At 64.7% G+C, this 16,824-nt stretch carries 16 protein-coding genes and 1 pseudogene; 8 read left to right on the forward strand and 9 right to left on the reverse strand.

Translation table 11 applies throughout. From position 1 onward, the window contains the following. Positions 1-177: 177 nt before the first annotated feature. Positions 178-894, reverse strand: a complete 717-nt coding sequence (locus A5733_RS10265; protein ID WP_142253911.1) for an EspA/EspE family type VII secretion system effector — start codon at positions 892-894, stop codon at positions 178-180. A gap of 532 nt (positions 895-1,426) precedes the next feature. Here A5733_RS10265 and A5733_RS27885 point away from each other — a divergent pair. Continuing rightward, positions 1,427-1,585 (forward strand): hypothetical protein, encoded by a 159-nt coding sequence (locus A5733_RS27885; protein WP_231965537.1) that lies wholly within the window; start codon positions 1,427-1,429, stop codon positions 1,583-1,585. Positions 1,586-1,738: 153 nt separating this feature from the next. On the opposite strand, the pseudogene A5733_RS28080 reads toward A5733_RS27885, so the two are convergent. From A5733_RS28080 to A5733_RS10295, 6 genes and pseudogenes are all read right to left on the reverse strand, one after another. After that, positions 1,739-1,840 (reverse strand): annotated as a pseudogene (locus tag A5733_RS28080) (DUF2510 domain-containing protein); the annotation flags it as partial. Between the two features lie 25 nt (positions 1,841-1,865). Next, a complete protein-coding gene (locus A5733_RS27705) occupies positions 1,866-2,450 on the reverse strand; it encodes a hypothetical protein (RefSeq protein ID WP_197508169.1) in 585 nt (194 codons plus the stop codon). A gap of 99 nt (positions 2,451-2,549) precedes the next feature. Beyond that, positions 2,550-2,867 (reverse strand): ESX-1 secretion-associated protein, encoded by a 318-nt coding sequence (locus tag A5733_RS10280; protein ID WP_067764627.1) that lies wholly within the window; start codon positions 2,865-2,867, stop codon positions 2,550-2,552. 1,466 nt (positions 2,868-4,333) lie between these two features. Beyond that, the gene (locus A5733_RS10285) at positions 4,334-4,957 is read right to left on the reverse strand and encodes a hypothetical protein (RefSeq protein WP_067764621.1); all 624 of its coding nucleotides are present in this window, start codon (positions 4,955-4,957) and stop codon (positions 4,334-4,336) included. A 37-nt stretch (positions 4,958-4,994) separates the two neighbouring features. Continuing rightward, on the reverse strand, positions 4,995-5,663 hold the full coding sequence (locus tag A5733_RS10290; protein WP_076240045.1) for a GAP family protein: 669 nt from the start codon (positions 5,661-5,663) through the stop codon (positions 4,995-4,997). Positions 5,664-5,702: 39 nt separating this feature from the next. Continuing rightward, positions 5,703-6,887 (reverse strand): macrolide family glycosyltransferase, encoded by a 1,185-nt coding sequence (locus A5733_RS10295; protein ID WP_076240046.1) that lies wholly within the window; start codon positions 6,885-6,887, stop codon positions 5,703-5,705. Between the two features lie 109 nt (positions 6,888-6,996). On the opposite strand from A5733_RS10295, the gene clpB reads away from it, so the two are divergent. Then, on the forward strand, positions 6,997-9,543 hold the full coding sequence (clpB, locus tag A5733_RS10300; RefSeq protein WP_067764612.1) for an ATP-dependent chaperone ClpB: 2,547 nt from the start codon (positions 6,997-6,999) through the stop codon (positions 9,541-9,543). A 70-nt stretch (positions 9,544-9,613) separates the two neighbouring features. Here the strand turns inward: clpB and A5733_RS10305 are convergent, their stop codons facing one another. Together A5733_RS10305 and A5733_RS10310 are read right to left on the reverse strand one after the other, a co-directional pair. After that, the gene (locus A5733_RS10305; protein WP_067764609.1) at positions 9,614-10,693 is read right to left on the reverse strand and encodes a dihydrodipicolinate reductase; all 1,080 of its coding nucleotides are present in this window, start codon (positions 10,691-10,693) and stop codon (positions 9,614-9,616) included. Next, complete coding sequence (locus A5733_RS10310; RefSeq protein WP_067764606.1) at positions 10,690-11,688, reverse strand: Rieske 2Fe-2S domain-containing protein; 999 nt, start codon at positions 11,686-11,688, stop codon at positions 10,690-10,692. Before A5733_RS10310 ends, A5733_RS10305 begins: the two co-directional genes overlap by 4 nt. Positions 11,689-11,758: 70 nt before the next feature. Here A5733_RS10310 and A5733_RS10315 point away from each other — a divergent pair, with 70 nt between their 5' ends. Genes A5733_RS10315 through A5733_RS10340 form a run of 6 tightly spaced genes read left to right on the forward strand, consistent with a single transcriptional unit; the run spans position 11,759 to position 16,821 of the window. After that, positions 11,759-12,397: a TetR/AcrR family transcriptional regulator gene (locus A5733_RS10315; protein ID WP_076240047.1), complete on the forward strand. Its 639-nt coding sequence runs from the start codon at positions 11,759-11,761 to the stop codon at positions 12,395-12,397. 59 nt (positions 12,398-12,456) lie between these two features. Then, positions 12,457-13,329, forward strand: coding sequence for a trehalose monomycolate transport factor TtfA (ttfA, locus tag A5733_RS10320; protein WP_076240048.1), 873 nt, complete (start codon positions 12,457-12,459; stop codon positions 13,327-13,329). Positions 13,330-13,361: 32 nt separating this feature from the next. Next, a complete protein-coding gene (locus tag A5733_RS10325; protein WP_076240049.1) occupies positions 13,362-14,138 on the forward strand; it encodes an SDR family oxidoreductase in 777 nt (258 codons plus the stop codon). A gap of 18 nt (positions 14,139-14,156) precedes the next feature. Continuing rightward, positions 14,157-15,047, forward strand: coding sequence for a hypothetical protein (locus A5733_RS10330; RefSeq protein ID WP_076240050.1), 891 nt, complete (start codon positions 14,157-14,159; stop codon positions 15,045-15,047). After that, positions 15,040-15,693 carry an RNA methyltransferase gene (locus A5733_RS10335; RefSeq protein ID WP_076240051.1) on the forward strand — a complete coding sequence of 218 codons (654 nt, stop codon included), beginning with the start codon at positions 15,040-15,042 and terminating at the stop codon, positions 15,691-15,693. Before A5733_RS10330 ends, A5733_RS10335 begins: the two co-directional genes overlap by 8 nt. A 15-nt stretch (positions 15,694-15,708) precedes the next feature. Then, positions 15,709-16,821, forward strand: a complete 1,113-nt coding sequence (locus A5733_RS10340; RefSeq protein WP_067764587.1) for a glycoside hydrolase family 76 protein — start codon at positions 15,709-15,711, stop codon at positions 16,819-16,821. The last annotated feature ends 3 nt before the right edge of the window (positions 16,822-16,824 follow it).

Below are 16,824 nucleotides of genomic sequence, written 5' to 3' on the forward strand. Positions count from 1 at the left end.
CCAACGTCCGCCCGGCCATCGCCCAGCAACCGAGCATGAAGAGGGCGGTGTCGGCGCCGGAGCCGCCGGAGTATGCGGTGGACCGCAACAGGGTGGCGCGTGGCGGGCCCCAGGCGGCAGGCAGCGTGCGTACCACCTGCCGATGCAGATGAGTTGGGGCGGCCTGAGGCGTAGGTGCTACTTGCCGAATGTGGCGCTTGCGGCCACCTTTGCGTACTTCCCCATCGCCTGGCCGATCTCCACTGCGTTCGCCATCGAGTTGGCGTTCATCATGGAAGTCTGGCCGGCAGCGAGAGGCACGGAGCCGGCGACAGCTCCGACCTCAATCGCGATCGCGTAGGGGGCCGTGGCTGGAAACGCCTTCGCCGCCATTGCAGGCAGGATGGCGTATCCGAGTACCGTTGCGCAGGTCCCGAGAAAACTACGTGTCTGGTCGATCTGGCCAGCTTGTTTGCTGATGACAGCTTCCATCTCTTTATCGGCTTCAGCGATCATGCGTGCACGTTCCTGTTGCTTCGCATCTTGTCCGGTGTAGGCCTGCGAAGCGCCTCCTTGCCATCCGGAGGTCGGCTTCGCCGATTCCAGTGTCTGGTCGACGTCGCCCAATTGTGCTGCGCCCTGCCCGAACCTGTCGCCACTGTCTGGAGTGCCGATACCACAGGTCATGGTCATTCCCTGGATGGCCAATAGGCCAGCTGAAATGATGGGGGTGGCATAGGACTTGTTGAGAAACATCTGCACGATGCCGATCGCGTCTGATCCCAACCCGAGCTTGTCCCCGGCATCATCGTGAGACTTTGTGGACCACAGAGTGTTGGCATTTCCGAGGTCGGTTACCTTCTCGCTGTTGCCGAGGACATCGCTTGCCCTTTGCGCGGCATCCCAAAAGCTCATTCTGGTCTGGTCCTTCCTTCGCTGGGACCAGCCTAACAGCACGCCAACATGTTGCTATGCAGCAATTTTGGGCGTTCAACACGCGGTTTGACGTTCTCTGAGACAACACCGAACGGGCTGCGGGCTGGTGTCTAGAGTGACGGCACACTCATCGGGCCCACCGCGAGAACGGCGCTAGCGAATCGAGATGGTCGTACAGAAAGTGTGCAAATGCGGTGGCCAACAGCAGCGTAGGTGTTGGTGGGGCCGTGGGACGCGCACAGTCGAGCCGGTAATCGAAGGTCGCGTACATGACCATGCGTTCAAGCTTGGATTGGTTCCGTTGACTACGTACCCGTCCGATCTCTGCACTGGTGTCGCAAATCGGTTCGTCGAGTTCCAACTTGGTGAACTTCGGGATATAGGAACGTATTTCGGTAGTGCCCAGCGATTGGTCCTGATACTCGAGCTCGAAAGAAATTTTGGGGGTTCGGAAGAATTGCCAGTACGAGCTGGTCTGGCGAAGGCAGCCGAGTTCTAGGCCGGAGGGGTCGTGAACCAGAAGACGATGTTTGCCGCGGCCTCGGAATCCGACGGATCGCGTGAACTGCAGCAGTTGGGTGCCATCCGGCCGAACGACCTCGAATACGAGTTCGCTTATTGCCTCAGCTCCCCGGGGGAGTGCTTCCCGTGGTTGGATCAAAGCGAGTAGTTGCCCACCTAGGTTCGTAATGCGGCAACGAATGTCGCTGCTGACGCTGCCGTGGATTGGTTGCAGGAACAGCGTTGGCTCCCCGAAGGGGTAGCCGCCTGACGACACGGGTGGGGTAGGGAATGATGCCGCGGTTTCCTGCTGCTTCGGTGAACCAGTTGCTATGTGGGCTGTCCATTGCCGACCGTCAAAGTATCGAATTTGCTGCATGTTCCACGGATCGGTAAACCAGCCCGCTTGCGGGGGCGGCGGCACGGATTCGTTGATGATGGTTCCTCGGTCAGTCTTGCCGCTCAGAGTGCCGCGCGATGAGCGCGAGGTCAGCCTCGTGGGCCTGTTCCGGGGTGGCGAACGGCATGTTGGTCTCCACGAAATCCCGCGCGTCGCGGAGATTCATGCCTTGCTCGACGAACATGTTCACTACCCCGACGTGCACGACCGCAGAAGCCTTCTTCGCCGCCACGCCTGCCACGAACCGGATCTCTTCAGCCAATTGGGATTCGGTCAGGGCGGTCACCTTTGGATCCAGATCGACCTGTGCGACCGACCCGCCGAGGTAGGCCGTCACGGCAACGGTGCCAGGAGGGTTGATCGCCTGGACCATGGGCCCCTGATCTTCGTCCGCCGTAGCCGCGTCGGCATCGACCGCGCCGAAACCGTCGTCCTCATCTTCGTCGACTTCTACGTTGGTGAAGTCGTCGACACCATCGAGGCTCGTCCCGTGGTCGATTCCACCGACGGAGTAGTCGGGCAGGGCGTCAAGTCCTGACCCGTCGTCGGGTTGGACTGGTGTGTCGAAGTCAAGCGCGTCCAAACCTGTGTCTTCAGAGTGGAAGAACTCATCGTCCGGATCGTGTGTGGTCACGTGTCTGAAGTCCCGATTCTGATCGAAGGCCCGCGCGAGCCGAGACAACTGGCTTTGATTCGCACGTTACCGCTGACGAAGTTGGGGCTGGTAGTGGGCTCAGCGCGGATGCATCTCTTTACTGAGTTTGCCCGCCCCTTGCGCGTCGGACTGGTCGTAACGTGACGCCGCGATCCCAAGCCGGCTCGACAGGCTGGTCGAGACCGAGTTCATGCCGGCGCATGCAGCAGCGCGTGCGCTTTCTGCCGCTGCGACGGCCGCGTTGGCGGCTGAGCAGACGACGCCGTGATTAACCATCATTGACGAGCTGACACCATGTGCCGCCGTGGCCGCCGCGAGGAGCTGTTCCGCGGCGGTGGCCTGCGTCTGCGCAAGTTCGAGCACGTGTGAGGTAATCACGCGCAGTTCGCCGGACATGTGGATCTCCTCGTGTATCAGCTGCGAGTGTTGGCAGCCCCGTTCTGATGAAGGCTCTATCTGTGGGTGAGCTTAACTGCCCACTAGGGGACCTCTGTGCACCAATCTTGTTGCTGCGGATTTCATCGGGCGATTTGGTGAGGCGCCCAATGGGCAGTTGTCCGAGACGGTTTCCGCCAAACGCGTTGGCCCGCTCGGTCAAGATCGGCCTCGGGTGAGCAGACCCGCGTTTAGGCTGTCGCCGTGCGAGGGGACATATTGGCAGCGGAGTTTGTCGCGCGGGGGCGTCTGCCGAGTACCAAAGAGGAGTGGCTCGGACTGTTGGCGGCCATCGGCGTGATGATCGCAACCTATGTGCTGGTCCAGGTTGGGCCGGCCGCAGCGTAGCCAAGGAGTTGGATGCGCTGGAAGCACGATTTGTAGCGGAATCAGCCCAGTTCAAATCCCGTTGGCCCGCGCAACTGCTATGGCAGGCGCCGTATTTGGAGCTCGAAGCGGAGGCGGAGCGTTCTTGGCGAGTGGTCTTCGCCCTGGAAAGTCGGTGTGATCTCGCGCACCGAGGTCGAGGCGGTGACTTTGATGCTCAAATCGCTGCCGTTCGCAGCTGGATCACCACAATCGTCAACGCGATGAATAGCTCGGCTTCACGTGGACGGTAAGCCGATGTATGACCATGTGCTTGCTGCGGGTTCTCACGAGCCAAAGAGCTTCCTCACCTACTTGACGGTTGGTCTGGTGTTGTCTGCTCTCTTCGCTGCCGGAGCGATTGGGTTGTCGATGGTGCCGTCATCCGCGGGCGAACGGTTGGACGCTGAGCGCGCTTGGCTGTACACCCACTCTGAAGCGTTCTGGGCTCGATGGCCGAACAATCGTGTGTTCGACGCGCCCTATGAGGAATTGGCTGCGGAGAGCGCCAGGTGTGAGCGGGTCATCGAGATATGTCAGGGGCAACGCGGTACGACTGTGCGGCCAGCGTACGGGGCGGCCCGAGAATCTTACGACCAATCCAACAGCCACATTGCGACGTACCAGCACATGCTCAGCACCGTGCACAATGCGATGAATATGCGATCGCGCAAGGTAGAGGTCCCCGGCCGCCGCGGCCCTTCGGTGCGTGAGCTCGGATACCTTCGAATTGAATCTCACATGAGATCAGGGCACCGCACTGTTGGTCATGTGGCCGGTATTACACAAGCCGCCACCTCTGTCTCAAAGGCCCCCATTGATTGGGGATCCGGGTCGTCCAGTGTCAGCGACAGAGTCGCTGACACGCGGGCACTGGGCAGATGATGCTCGTGGGGCCAGGGGTGCCTGAGTGCCAAAAACGGCGAGCGACAATGGTTCTCGTGGGGCGACCGTTGCCTGTGTGGCGATTGTCGCTCGATTGTCGCTAATAAGTGGGCACATCGGATACCCGCCTGGAAACAAGCGATGGATGTGACCAGAGGAGCGCCTAAAACTATGCCTCAGCCACCCTCGAACTGATTCTGCCCCAACGTATTAACAAAAGAAGGCCCGCGCCGGTCGAGTTCACGCAGGTACTCGTCAGCCCACGTGCCAAATGGCTTGTGCGCCAGGTATTCATTGCGGAACCGGTCGTCTTCGGACACTTCGGAAACGCAGAATGATGGAATGGCGAGATCGACCACCGGGCCGCCGCGTTCGACTTCGGAGAGCAACAGCGGTGCGTTGCGGCCCAGGAACTGGTCGATGATCCAGCCGTCCTCGCCCAGCCACATCGAGTAGCGGACCTTGGCGACCACATGTTCGGATCGACCGACGATCTGCGCTGCCACCAATGGGTCGAGTTCGCGTTCGGCTTCGTATCGCGTACCGCCGACGGCGGGGCCTTTGGCGGTCATCGTTCCCAGTGATTCCTCGCCCAATGCCTCGACGAGTTCTGCTGCCGTCGCATCCAATTCAGCCGGTGCCGGCCCTTGTACCCGCACTCGGACGGCATAGCCGTCGGCGGCGAACAGATATGCCTGCACGATCAGGGCGGGCGTCGGATCGGAGGCCGCCGCTGCGGGCAATTCGCGGACAAAGAACTTCCGCTCGAATTCGAAATCACCGAAACCGGATTCGGACATGGCCACACCGTAGCCCGATTTGCACCGAATGCGTTACCTATAGCGCGTGAATTCCCTTGTAGAGCACAAGCAGGCCGATCACCACCAGAATTCCGGCGACCAGCACGGCGTGTTGGCGTTCCATCCAGTTTTTGAGTCGGGCCAATGCCGGGTCGAGACGGTCACCGGAAATCGCGTACGCCAGGATCGGCAAAGCAACCGTCGACCCAGCCGCCGCCACGTACCACAGCCCGGCTGCCCAAACACCGGGCTGTCCCAGGCCGGCGCTGCCGATGGCCAAACCGGCAGCCGCGCAGATGAACAGCACTTTGGGGTTCACCACGGTCAACACCGCGCCGGTCAGGGCGGCCCGCGGCGTGGTCAGCTTGCTCAGGCTGGTGAGCCAGCCAGGCATGTGTTCTGACTTCGCCCGGGTGAGAAATCGGTAGACACCGAGAACGATGAGCGCAGTACCCACCACGATGCGAAACCACGACGCCCACGTCGGTGGTTCATCGAGCGCGCCGAGCAAACCGGAGACGCCGACGAAGACGGCGGTCAACCCGGCCAGACCGACCAGCCACCCGGCCAGGAATGCCAGGCCGGTGGGGCGGGGGTGCGGCGTGTGCAGCACGAGGATTGCCGGAATGATGGTCAGCGGCGACAACGCCACCACCATTGCCAGCGGGATGAGTTCGGTGACAACCGAGCTCCAGTTCTCCGTCATCGCCAAAACCTAGCAACGCCGTATCCCGGTCGCAGCCCCTTACCAGCGACCGGCGGCGACGTCTTCGACCGCGTCGGCGGCATGTCCCGGACCACCGTGCGCATGGATCTCGGCGCTGATGGCATCGAGCCGCAACCGGGTTTGTTGATCGGCCGTGATGCCGAGCACTGCGTCACGGATCTGCGCCACGCTGGGCAAGGGGTCGTACAAATGCCTGCCGACGCCGATGGACTCCAGTCTGGCTGCATTCGCCGGCTGATCGACCGCCTGCGGTATGGCCACCATCGGTACCCCGAACCACAATCCCTCCGTGCACGAGCCCATCCCGGCGTGGGTGATGAAGCAGTCGGCCCGCTGCAGCACCGCCGGTTGCGGGACGGACTCTTGCACCTGCACCCACGATGGCACCGCACCCATCTCGGCACGGCCGACCGCCAATACGAGCCGCCAGCCTTCTCCGTCTAAGGCGTCGATCACGTTGCGGTACACGTCGGCTCGCTCGGTATAGGCGGTGCCGAAGGCCAGCAGCGCCAGGGGACCGTCGCCGGCCGGTGGGTGCCAACCGCCGCGGTCCGTACGTCGCGGGTCGATGCAGGGTCCGACGAACCGGTAACGGTCACCGACCCGGTCGGCGTGCCGTTGCATGATCCGGGGGATTAACACCAGGCAGCGCCGGGGCGCACCGGTCACCTCGTCGAACGTCAGTCCCGTTTCCGAATCGGCGAGCCAACCGTCGAACGCCTCGCGATAAGCCCGTCCGCCTGGGCTGTTGAAGATCGGCACCAAGATCTCGGCCATGTCCTCGTGGTAGCCGTCCCAGGCCACCTCGCTGGGCGACAACTGGGCGGCGGGCACGCCCCAGTAGGCAGCGGCGACGGGCCCGGCCATCCCGCCGATGTCGTACAGCACCACGTCGGGGCGGTCAGCGTCGAGGGCATTGTGAACCTGTGGCAAAACGTGAATCGCCTCGTCGAGGAAGATTCGCATGCCCGCGGCCGGGTCGGTCTCGTCGAACGCTTCCGGAGCACCGGGGGCGCCCGGCAGTACCGAGGTGCATCCGATCACGTCGGCTCCGGTCGGCCGGACCAGATCGGCCAGGTGAGCACCGACGAGGTAGCTGACCCGATGGCCGCGGCGCACCAGTTCGTGGATAACCGCGAGATGTGGGTACATGTGGCTGGGAGCGGATGCAGCGACGACGGCAATGTGTGAGGCAGGGTGCACCTGATCGAGTCTGCCGATCAAAAATTTTTAAACTTGAGCGGAACAGACTCAACCTTGACTACGTTGTACATCGCGACAAGCATTTTCTCTATCGGAAAAGGGAGGTGTCGTGGACTCGTTCAACCCGACGACCAAGACTCAGGCGGCGCTGACCTCAGCGTTGCAGGCGGCCAGTTCCGCCGGCAATCCGGAGATCCGTCCCGCTCATCTTTTGATGGCACTGCTGACTCAGAATGAAGGCATTGCCGCACCGCTGCTGGAGGCCGTCGGCGTGGACCCCGCGACGATCCGGACCGAGGCGCAGCGGTTGCTCGACCGGCTGCCCAGCGCCAGTGGCGCCAGCAGCCAACCGCAACTGAGCCGTGAATCGCTCGCCGCGATCACCACGGCCCAGCATCTGGCCACCGAGATGGACGACGAGTACGTCTCCACCGAACATCTGATGGTCGGCCTGGCCACCGGCGACTCCGAGGTCGCCAAATTGCTGACCGGTCACGGTGCTTCGCCCGAGGCGCTGCGGGAGGCGTTCACCAAGGTGCGCGGCAGCGCACGGGTCACCAGCGCGGATCCCGAGGGCTCGTATCAGGCGTTGGAGAAGTACTCCACCGATCTGACCGCGCGCGCCCGGGAAGGCAAGCTGGACCCGGTCATCGGGCGCGACAACGAGATTCGTCGCGTCGTGCAGGTGCTGAGCCGGCGTACCAAGAACAACCCGGTGCTCATCGGTGAACCCGGCGTCGGCAAGACCGCGATCGTCGAGGGTCTGGCCCAGCGCATCGTGGCCGGCGACGTGCCGGAAAGCCTGCGGGACAAGACCGTCATCAGCCTGGACCTGGGCTCGATGGTGGCCGGTGCCAAGTACCGCGGTGAGTTCGAGGAACGCCTCAAGGCCGTCCTCGACGAGATCAAGGACTCGGCCGGGCAGGTCATCACGTTCATCGACGAGCTGCACACCATCGTCGGCGCCGGTGCCACCGGTGAGTCGGCGATGGACGCGGGCAACATGATCAAGCCCATGCTGGCCCGCGGCGAGCTGCGCCTGGTCGGCGCGACGACTCTCGACGAGTACCGCAAGTACATCGAGAAGGACGCCGCGCTGGAGCGTCGGTTCCAGCAGGTGCTCGTCGGCGAACCGTCCGTAGAGGACACCGTCGGCATCCTGCGCGGCCTCAAGGACCGCTACGAGGTGCACCACGGTGTGCGCATCACCGACTCGGCGCTGGTGGCTGCGGCCAGCTTGTCTGACCGCTACATCACCAGCCGCTTCCTGCCCGACAAGGCCATCGACCTGGTCGACGAGGCCGCCTCGCGGCTGCGGATGGAGATCGACTCCCGGCCGGTCGAGATCGACGAGGTCGAGCGGTTGGTCCGTCGCCTCGAGATCGAGGAGATGGCACTCGAAAAGGAAGAGGACGACGCGTCCAAGGAGCGGCTGGAGAAGCTGCGTGGCGAGCTGGCCGACTACAAGGAAAAGCTCTCGGAGCTGACCACCAGATGGCAGAACGAGAAGGGCGCCATCGACGTGGTCCGCGAGCTCAAGGAGCAGCTGGACAGCCTGCGCGGTGAGGCCGACCGGGCCGAGCGCGACGGTGACCTGGCCAAGGCCGCCGAACTGCGGTACGGCCGGATCCCGGAGGTCGAGAAGAAGCTCGACGCCGCGCTTCCGGTGGCCGAGGCTCGTGAGAACGTGATGCTCAAGGAAGAGGTCGGCCCCGACGACATCGCCGAGGTGGTCGAGGCGTGGACCGGCATTCCGGCCGGGCGCATGCTCGAAGGCGAGACGGCCAAGCTGCTGCGCATGGAGGAGGAGCTGGGCAAGCGCGTCATCGGCCAGAAGGCCGCGGTGACCGCGGTGTCGGATGCGGTGCGCCGCAGCCGGGCCGGGGTGGCCGACCCCAACCGGCCGACGGGTTCGTTCATGTTCCTCGGGCCGACGGGTGTCGGTAAGACCGAGCTGGCAAAGGCGTTGGCGGAGTTCCTCTTCGACGACGAGCGCGCCATGGTCCGCATCGACATGAGCGAGTACGGCGAGAAGCACTCGGTGGCTCGGTTGGTCGGTGCGCCTCCCGGATACATCGGCTATGACCAGGGCGGTCAGCTGACCGAGGCGGTGCGGCGGCGTCCGTACACGGTGGTGCTGTTCGACGAGATCGAGAAGGCCCACCCGGACGTGTTCGACGTGCTGCTGCAGGTGCTCGACGAGGGCCGGTTGACCGACGGCCAGGGCCGTACGGTCGACTTCCGCAACACGATCCTGATCCTGACCTCCAACCTGGGTGCCGGTGGCACCGAGGAGCAGGTGATGGCCGCGGTGCGGGCGGCGTTCAAGCCGGAGTTCATCAACCGGCTCGACGACGTGATCATCTTCCACGCCCTGGAACCTGGCGAGCTGGTGTCGATCGTCGACATCCAACTGCAACAGCTGCAGAAGCGGCTGGCGCAACGCCGGCTCACCCTGGAAGTGTCGCTGCCCGCCAAGCAGTGGCTGGCCCAGCGCGGCTTCGACCCGCTCTACGGTGCCCGCCCGCTGCGCCGGCTGGTGCAGCAGGCCATCGGTGACCAGCTGGCCAAGATGCTGTTGGCCGGCGAGGTGCACGACGGTGACGTCGTCCCGGTCAACGTCAGTGCCGACGGCGAAGGCCTGGTCCTCGGCTGAGTTAGCCCGCCGAAAAGACACAAACCCGCACAATTCCCGTGGGAAGAGTGCGGGTTTGTGTCTTTTCGCGCTAGAAACTGAACCGGCCGGCGAACCCACGCAGTGGCACGTCGGCACTCGTCAACAACCCGGGCGGGGCTTTGACCACCGAGGCGATCGCGTTGAGCGCGGGTAGCCCTGTCACCGTCATGCCGATCGAGGCAAATGAGTCCGGATCGGAAAGGTCCACACCGGGTTTCGGGAAGATCATGTGCTTGTTGTAGACGCACGGATCGCCCTTGATCTGGGTGATGTAGCAGCCCTTGATGTCCCAGCTGGGATCGGTGTGCGGCGTCATCTGCCATTCCAGGTGCGTCTCGACGCGCGGCACACCGTCGATCATGCCCTGATACTTGATGTAGTTACCGCCCAGCGATCCCTTGGGCAGCTTGTACCACCCGAGGTCGACATCCTTTGTGCAGGCCCCGAGTTCGGCACTGAACTTCACCTCGTCGAGTTCGAGTCCGAAGCAGTCGGCCATCATCAACACGCTGTCGGCGAACACCCGGGTGTACTTCTCGAGCTTTCCCGGGATCGACGGGTCGTCGACCGGCAGGCCGTAGCCGACCTCGATCCAGGTGTCCTTGCTGTGATGGCATGACACATCGACGGATTCGATGGTGGTGACGTTCTCGATCTCGGCCACGTCGGCCGAACACACCACACCCAGAATCTGGTTGACGCCCGGGTTCATCCCGGTGCCGTAGAACGTCGAGCCACCCTTCTCGCACGCCTCGGCGAGCAGCTGCGACACCGGCTTCCCGGACGGGTGCGGATGGTTGGTGTCACGGTGCCAGCCGGTGATCCAGTCGGCTGTGGTGACGATATTGATCCCGGCCTCAAGGACTTTCACGTACAGGTCCTCGTCCGGAAACACGCCGTGAAAGGTCAACACGTCAGGACGCGCGGCGATGATGTCATCGACCGAGCCGGTGGCTGTCACGCCGATCGGCTCGATCCCGGCAATCTCACCGGCGTCACGGCCTATCTTTTCGGTTGTGTAGCAATGTAATCCGATCAGTTCGAGATCGGGCCGCTGGCCGATACGCTTGATCATCTCGGTGCCGACGTTGCCGGTCGCCACCTGGAAAACCCGGATCTTCTCGGTCATAGGGCGTCTGCCTTTCTGGCGTCGGGATAGAACTGCATGGCCCACTTGCGGATTGCGGTGAAGCCTTCGTATTCGGCGGTGGCCAGCGCCGGGGGATCGGAATAGCGCTGGTGTGACCAGATGTGGATGTCCTGGGTGAACTGGCGGATCACCTCGTCGCCGAACTCGGCGGCCTTCGCAGCGGCCCGAACAGAATCTTTCCCGGGGGTCCGGCCGATGTAGACCATGAACCGCACGTCGGAGGTGGACTCGTCGACAGGCGTGACCGCTGAAATGGTCCGGTTGTCGATCATTCCCCAGCTCTTGGTCACCGCGATGCCCAGGCCGCCGTTGATGGCTTCGACGCCGCTGCGCACGTCGTCGATCGATTGTTGATCGTCGCCCTCGAAGGTGATGGTGAAGTCCACGTAGGAGATGGGTGCGGCGAAGTCGTGGCGGGTGAACACCGGCACGATCGGCGTCTGGTGCACGAACTTGAAGTGGGCGAAGTCGACGCCGTTCTCCAGCACGTACTGCGGATGCAGCTCGAGCGCTTCGCGGAACAACCGCTGCTGGGGGTAGTAGTCGGCGGCGCTGCTGCCGTCGGCGAAGGACGCGAACACATCCGGCGCGTCGAAGAACGGCTCGCGCCCTTCGATGTCGTGCCAGATGTAGATGGCCTCGTTGCGTTCCACGACGGGGTAGGTGCGGATGCGCCGACCGCGGTTGGGCCGGTCCTGGTACGGGATGCAGACGTTGCGGCCCTCGGCGTTCCACTGCCAGCCGTGGAACGGGCATTGGATGACCTCGCCGACGACCTGGCCGCCGAATCCGAGGTGGGCACCGAGATGCTCGCAGTAGGCGTTCATCACGGTCACCTGCCCGGCTTCCGAACGCCAGGCGACCATCTCCTCGCCGAAGTACTTCATGGCATGGACGGCCCCGGCGGCGACCTGGTCCGACCAGGCAACTTGGAACCATCCTGTCGGCTTCATCGACAACGGCGGTTTGGCCATGAGGCGAATCGTAGGAGCTTCTGTGAAACTTTGGAAGAGGGTTCTGTGAAACCGGGGTAGCCTCTCGAAGATGACCGAGGTGAGCGCGCGCCGCACCAACCGCCGCGGTGAAGCCACCCGGGAGAGCATGCTGGAGGCCGCCCGCAAGGCGCTGGCCACCGGAGATCCGACCGCGGTCTCGGCCAACCGGATCGCCAAAGAGATCGGCGCCACGTGGGGCGCGGTGAAGTACCAGTTCGGCGACATCGACGGGTTCTGGGCCGCGGTCCTGCAGCGCACCGCCGAGCGTCGGGCGGGCATGCTGAGCCACCACGACGGCAATGCGCCGCTGCGTCAGCGCGTCGCCGGCATCATCGACCTGCTCTATGACGGATTGACCGCCAGCGACTCACGGGCGATCGAGAACCTGCGGGCCGCCCTGCCACGTGACCATGCCGAGCTCGAACGGCTCTACCCGAAGACCGCGGCCGAGCTGTCGTCGTGGGGACAGAGCTGGTTGCAAACCTGTCAGCAGGCCTTCGCCGACCTCGACGTCGACCCTGAGCGGGTCCATGAGGTCGCCTCCTTCATTCCGGGGGCGATGCGCGGCATCACCTCGGAGCGTCAACTCGGCACCTACACCGACCTCGACGTGGCCCGCCGCGGACTCACCAATGCGATCGTCACGTACCTCGAGGAGTCCCGGCTACAGCCCGTTGAGCACCAGTAATCGGGTTGTGACCTCACAAGGCTGGGGCATTGCCCCGGTCAACAAGTAGGCTAGGCCCGATGGTCCCGCTCTGGTTCACGCTGTCCGCACTCTGTTTCGTGGGTGCGGCGGTGCTGCTGTACGTCGACATCGACCGTCGACGTGGGTTGGGACGGCGCCGTAGGTCTTGGGCGAAGTCGCATGGCTTCGATTACGAGCACGAGTCGCACGAAATCCTCAAGCGCTGGAAGCGCGGGGTCATGTCGACCATCGGTGACGTCACGGCCAAGAATGTCGTCCTCGGCCAGATTCGTGGCGAGGCGGTGTTCATCTTTGACATCGAAGAGGTGGCGACGGTGATCGCGCTGCACCGCAAGGTCGGCACGAACGTCGTGGTCGATCTGCGGCTCAAAGGCATCAAGGAGCCCCGCGAGAGCGACATCTGGCTGCTCGGTGCGATCGGTCCGCGGATGGTGTACTCCACCAACCTCGACGCCGCGCGTCGGGCCTGCGACCGCCGGATGGTCACGTTCGCCCACACCGCTCCCGACTGTGCCGAGATCATGTGGAACGAGCAGAACTGGACGCTCGTCAGCATGCCCGTCACCAGTACCCGCGCCCAGTGGGACGAGGGGCTGCGCACCGTGCGCCAGTTCAACGACCTCTTGCGCGTGCTGCCTCCGGTACCGCAGAACGGTGTGGCACCGCAGTCCGGTCAGGGCAGCCAGGCTGCGCTGGCCCGCCGTGCCGGTTCTCCCGGCCGCCCGCTCGCCCCGACTCCGGCCGCCGCCGGGCGTCGCGAGCTGCCGCCTGGTCGGACCGACGCCGCGCCGGGCCGCGGTGACGTCAGCCGCTACACCCAGCCACGCCAGGAGCCCGGCCGTCCGGATGGGATTCGTCGGCCTCCGCCGCCGGCACGCAACGGCCGCCACGCCCCGCACTACCAGCGCTGAAGCGCGACAGAGTAGTTGACTACGCTGTCGGCATGCCTCGCCCCGTCGCGCTGATCACCGGACCGACCTCGGGACTGGGTGCCGGGTTCGCCCGGCGTTACGCCCGCGACGGGCACGACTTGGTGCTGGTGGCACGCGATGGTGAGCGCCTCGAACAACTGGCCGCCGAGCTGCGCGACGAGGCCGGTGCCGGTGTCGAACTCCTTCCTGCCGACCTGTCCCGTGCCCAGGACCGCGCCAAGGTCGCCGAGCGGCTCGGGGCCGGGGTTCAGGTGTTGGTGAACAACGCCGGGTTCGGCACGTCGGGTGAATTCTGGACTGCCGATCTGGCCCAGTTGCAGGACCAGTTGGCGGTCAACGTCACCGCGGTGATGGAGCTGACCCACGCAGCGCTACCGTCGATGATCGACGCGGGCGCCGGCACCGTGATCAACGTGGCCAGCGTCGCGGGTCTGGTGCCCGGCCGAGGCTCGACATATTCGGCGTCCAAGGCCTGGGTCGTCTCGTTCAGCGAGGGGCTGGCCAACGGGCTGGGTGGCACCGGGGTCGGCGTGCACGCGCTGTGTCCCGGATTTGTCCGCACCGAGTTCCATGCCCGCGCCGGCATCGACATGGCGGGCACGCCGTCGTTCATGTGGCTGCAGGTCGACGACGTGGTGCGGGACTGCCTGTCCGACGTGGCCGCGGGCAAGGTGGTCATCGTGCCGGGTCTGCAGTACAAGGTGTTGACCACCGGAGGGCGGATGGCTCCGCGAAACCTGGTGCGCGCCATGACAAAAGCAGTGGGAAAAGGTCGTGGGAGAACTTAGAACAGAACTTTCGTACCGGTGCGGGCGCTGATCGCGGCGGTGATGGCGGTACTTCTCGCCGTCACCGCGGGCTGCGCGCCCGATCAACCGGCACGAACCTATGAGGCGTCGACTGCGGCGCTCGGTGAGTCGTTGGACATCCTGGGATGGCACCTGAAAGTCTCGGATCTGCGGTTCGATTCCGAACGGGTGCTGATCGACGTCGAGGGCTCGGCCTCCGGCGATTCCCCGGCCAAGCCTGAGGACCTCAGGTTCGGCCTGTACGGCGCCCTGGCGCATCCGATCGAGGCCGACGCCCTGCACGGTTGTGACGGTGTGGCCAATCTGGGTCTGCGGCCTCTGGCGGCACCATCACCCGACAAGCTCACGGGCACAGTGTGCTTGGGGCCGTTGCGGGATCAGAGTCAGGTGCGCGGGGTCTACGTCTATTCGCCGCGCGAACGCATCGCCGGAACCACCATCGCCTATCCGGCCGCCTTCCCGGTCGGGATGCTGCCGACCAACGTCAACGACACCGGCGTCACGGTCAAGACCACAAGTGTGGACGGGTTCAGCGCCGACGGCGGACAGCTGGCGCCGACCGCGATCGGTGATCCCACCGCGTTCAACGGCAAGGGTTACATGCTGCTCGGCCTCGAAATCGACGGGGCCGCATCGCGTTACCGGCAGGACGCGGCCGAGCGCGGCGGTCCGCTGATGGTGGTGGTGGGCCCGACCCTGCCGCCACCGGGGCTCAGCCACATCTGCTCGGTGTACGGCTCGTCGGTGCTGGTCCTGCCGGAAGCCTCGCGGGACGCGGTCAACGTGCGGGTCTCGCTGTGCTCCCAGGGGGAGATCAACGCCGCACTGTTGTACGCGTCGGTGTCGGTGATCGGGACGCATGCCGCCCTGTGGACCACCGGTGGCTGAGTCTGTCGGCCCCACGGAGTGGGGTGAGTCGCCGGGTGTCGGTCCGTGGGCGGGGCCGTTACCGACCGGCGACAACGCCGCGCGCTACGACCCCGACCTGCTGCGCGACGGCGACACCCGCAATGTCGTTGACGCCTACCGATATTGGACCCGCGAGGCGATCATCGCCGACATCGACCGACGTCGGCACCGGTTGCACATCGCGATCGAGAACTTCGGCAGCGACGCCAATATCGGCACCGTGGTGCGCACTGCGAACGCCTTCGCCGTCGATACCGTGCACATCGTCGGCCGACGGCGGTGGAACCGGCGCGGTGCCATGGTCACCGATCGTTATCAGCGGTTGCGCCATCACGACACCACCGCGGAACTGCTGTCCTTCGCCGCCGAGACCGGGCTGACCGTCGTCGCGGTCGACAACGTGCCCGGATCGGTGCGGCTCGAACAGACTGAGTTGCCCCGCGACTGTCTGCTGATCTTCGGACAGGAGGGCCCGGGTATCACTCCAGAGGCGCAGGCCGGCGCTGCCGTCACGGTTTCCATCGCTCAGTTCGGGTCCACCCGAAGCATCAACGCCGGAGTTGCCGCGGGAATCGTCATGCACGCCTGGATCGCTCGACATGCCGACATTTCGGCGGCCTGGTAAGGCAGGATCGGTGTCATGGATCAGCTATGGGCCAACCGCGCGGCCAGCGCCGAAGCTGCGATCACCCAACGGCATCTGACCAAACTCTGGCACCTGCCGGGCACTCAGCTCGGTGTGACGGCATGGCCGGCGACCAAGAAGTACCGCCAGTTCGGGACATGGCATTACTGGTGGCAGGCCCACCTTCTCGACTGTCTGATCGACGCACAGGTACGCGACCCCCAGCCGGAGCGGAAAACCCGTATCGAACGGCAGATTCGTGCGCACTGGCTGCGAAACACGGGATGGGTCAACAGCTACTACGACGACATGGCGTGGTTGGCACTGGCCATCGAGCGGGCCGGACGCCTGGCCGGGGTCGAAAAGCCCCGTCCGCTCGAGAAGTTGTGCGATCAGTTCGTCAACGCCTGGGTGCCCGAGGACGGCGGCGGTATCCCGTGGCGCAAGCAGGACCAGTTCTTCAATGCTCCGGCCAACGGGCCGGCCGGAATCTTTCTGGCCCGTTATGACGACCGGTTGCGGCGGGCCCAGCAGATGGCCGATTGGATCGACGACACCCTGATCGACCCGGAGACCCATCTGGTGTTCGACGGCATCAAGGCCGGCTCGATGGTGCGCGCCCAGTACACCTACTGCCAGGGCGTGGTGCTCGGTCTTGAGGTCGAGCTCGCGGTGCGCACGCAGGACGCCCGTCACGGCGAGCGGGTGCGCCGTCTGGTGGCCGCGGTGGACAAGGAGATGGCACCCGACGGCGTCATCAAGGGCGCCGGTGGCGGCGACGGCGGTCTGTTCAACGGCATCACGGCGCGTTACCTGGCGTTGGTGGCCACCACGCTGCCCGGTGACACCGAAGCGGACGAGGCGGCGCGCCGCACGGCCCGGTCGATCGTGCTGAAATCCGCCGAGTCGGCCTGGAATTACCGCCAGACCGTCGACGGCCTGCCGCTGTTCGGGCCGTTCTGGGATCGCAATGCCGAGGTGCCCACGGCCGGGGGCGACAAGAGCGCGGAGGCCCAGTTCGTCGACGGCGCGGTCAACGCCTCGGCGATGCCCGAACGTGATCTGTCGGTCCAGTTGTCGGGCTGGATGTTGATGGAAGCCGCGCACACGCTGGCAGAAGAGGAGTAGGCA

This window comes from Mycobacterium sp. NS-7484, assembly GCF_001953975.1.
Lineage (GTDB): Bacteria > Actinomycetota > Actinomycetes > Mycobacteriales > Mycobacteriaceae > Mycobacterium.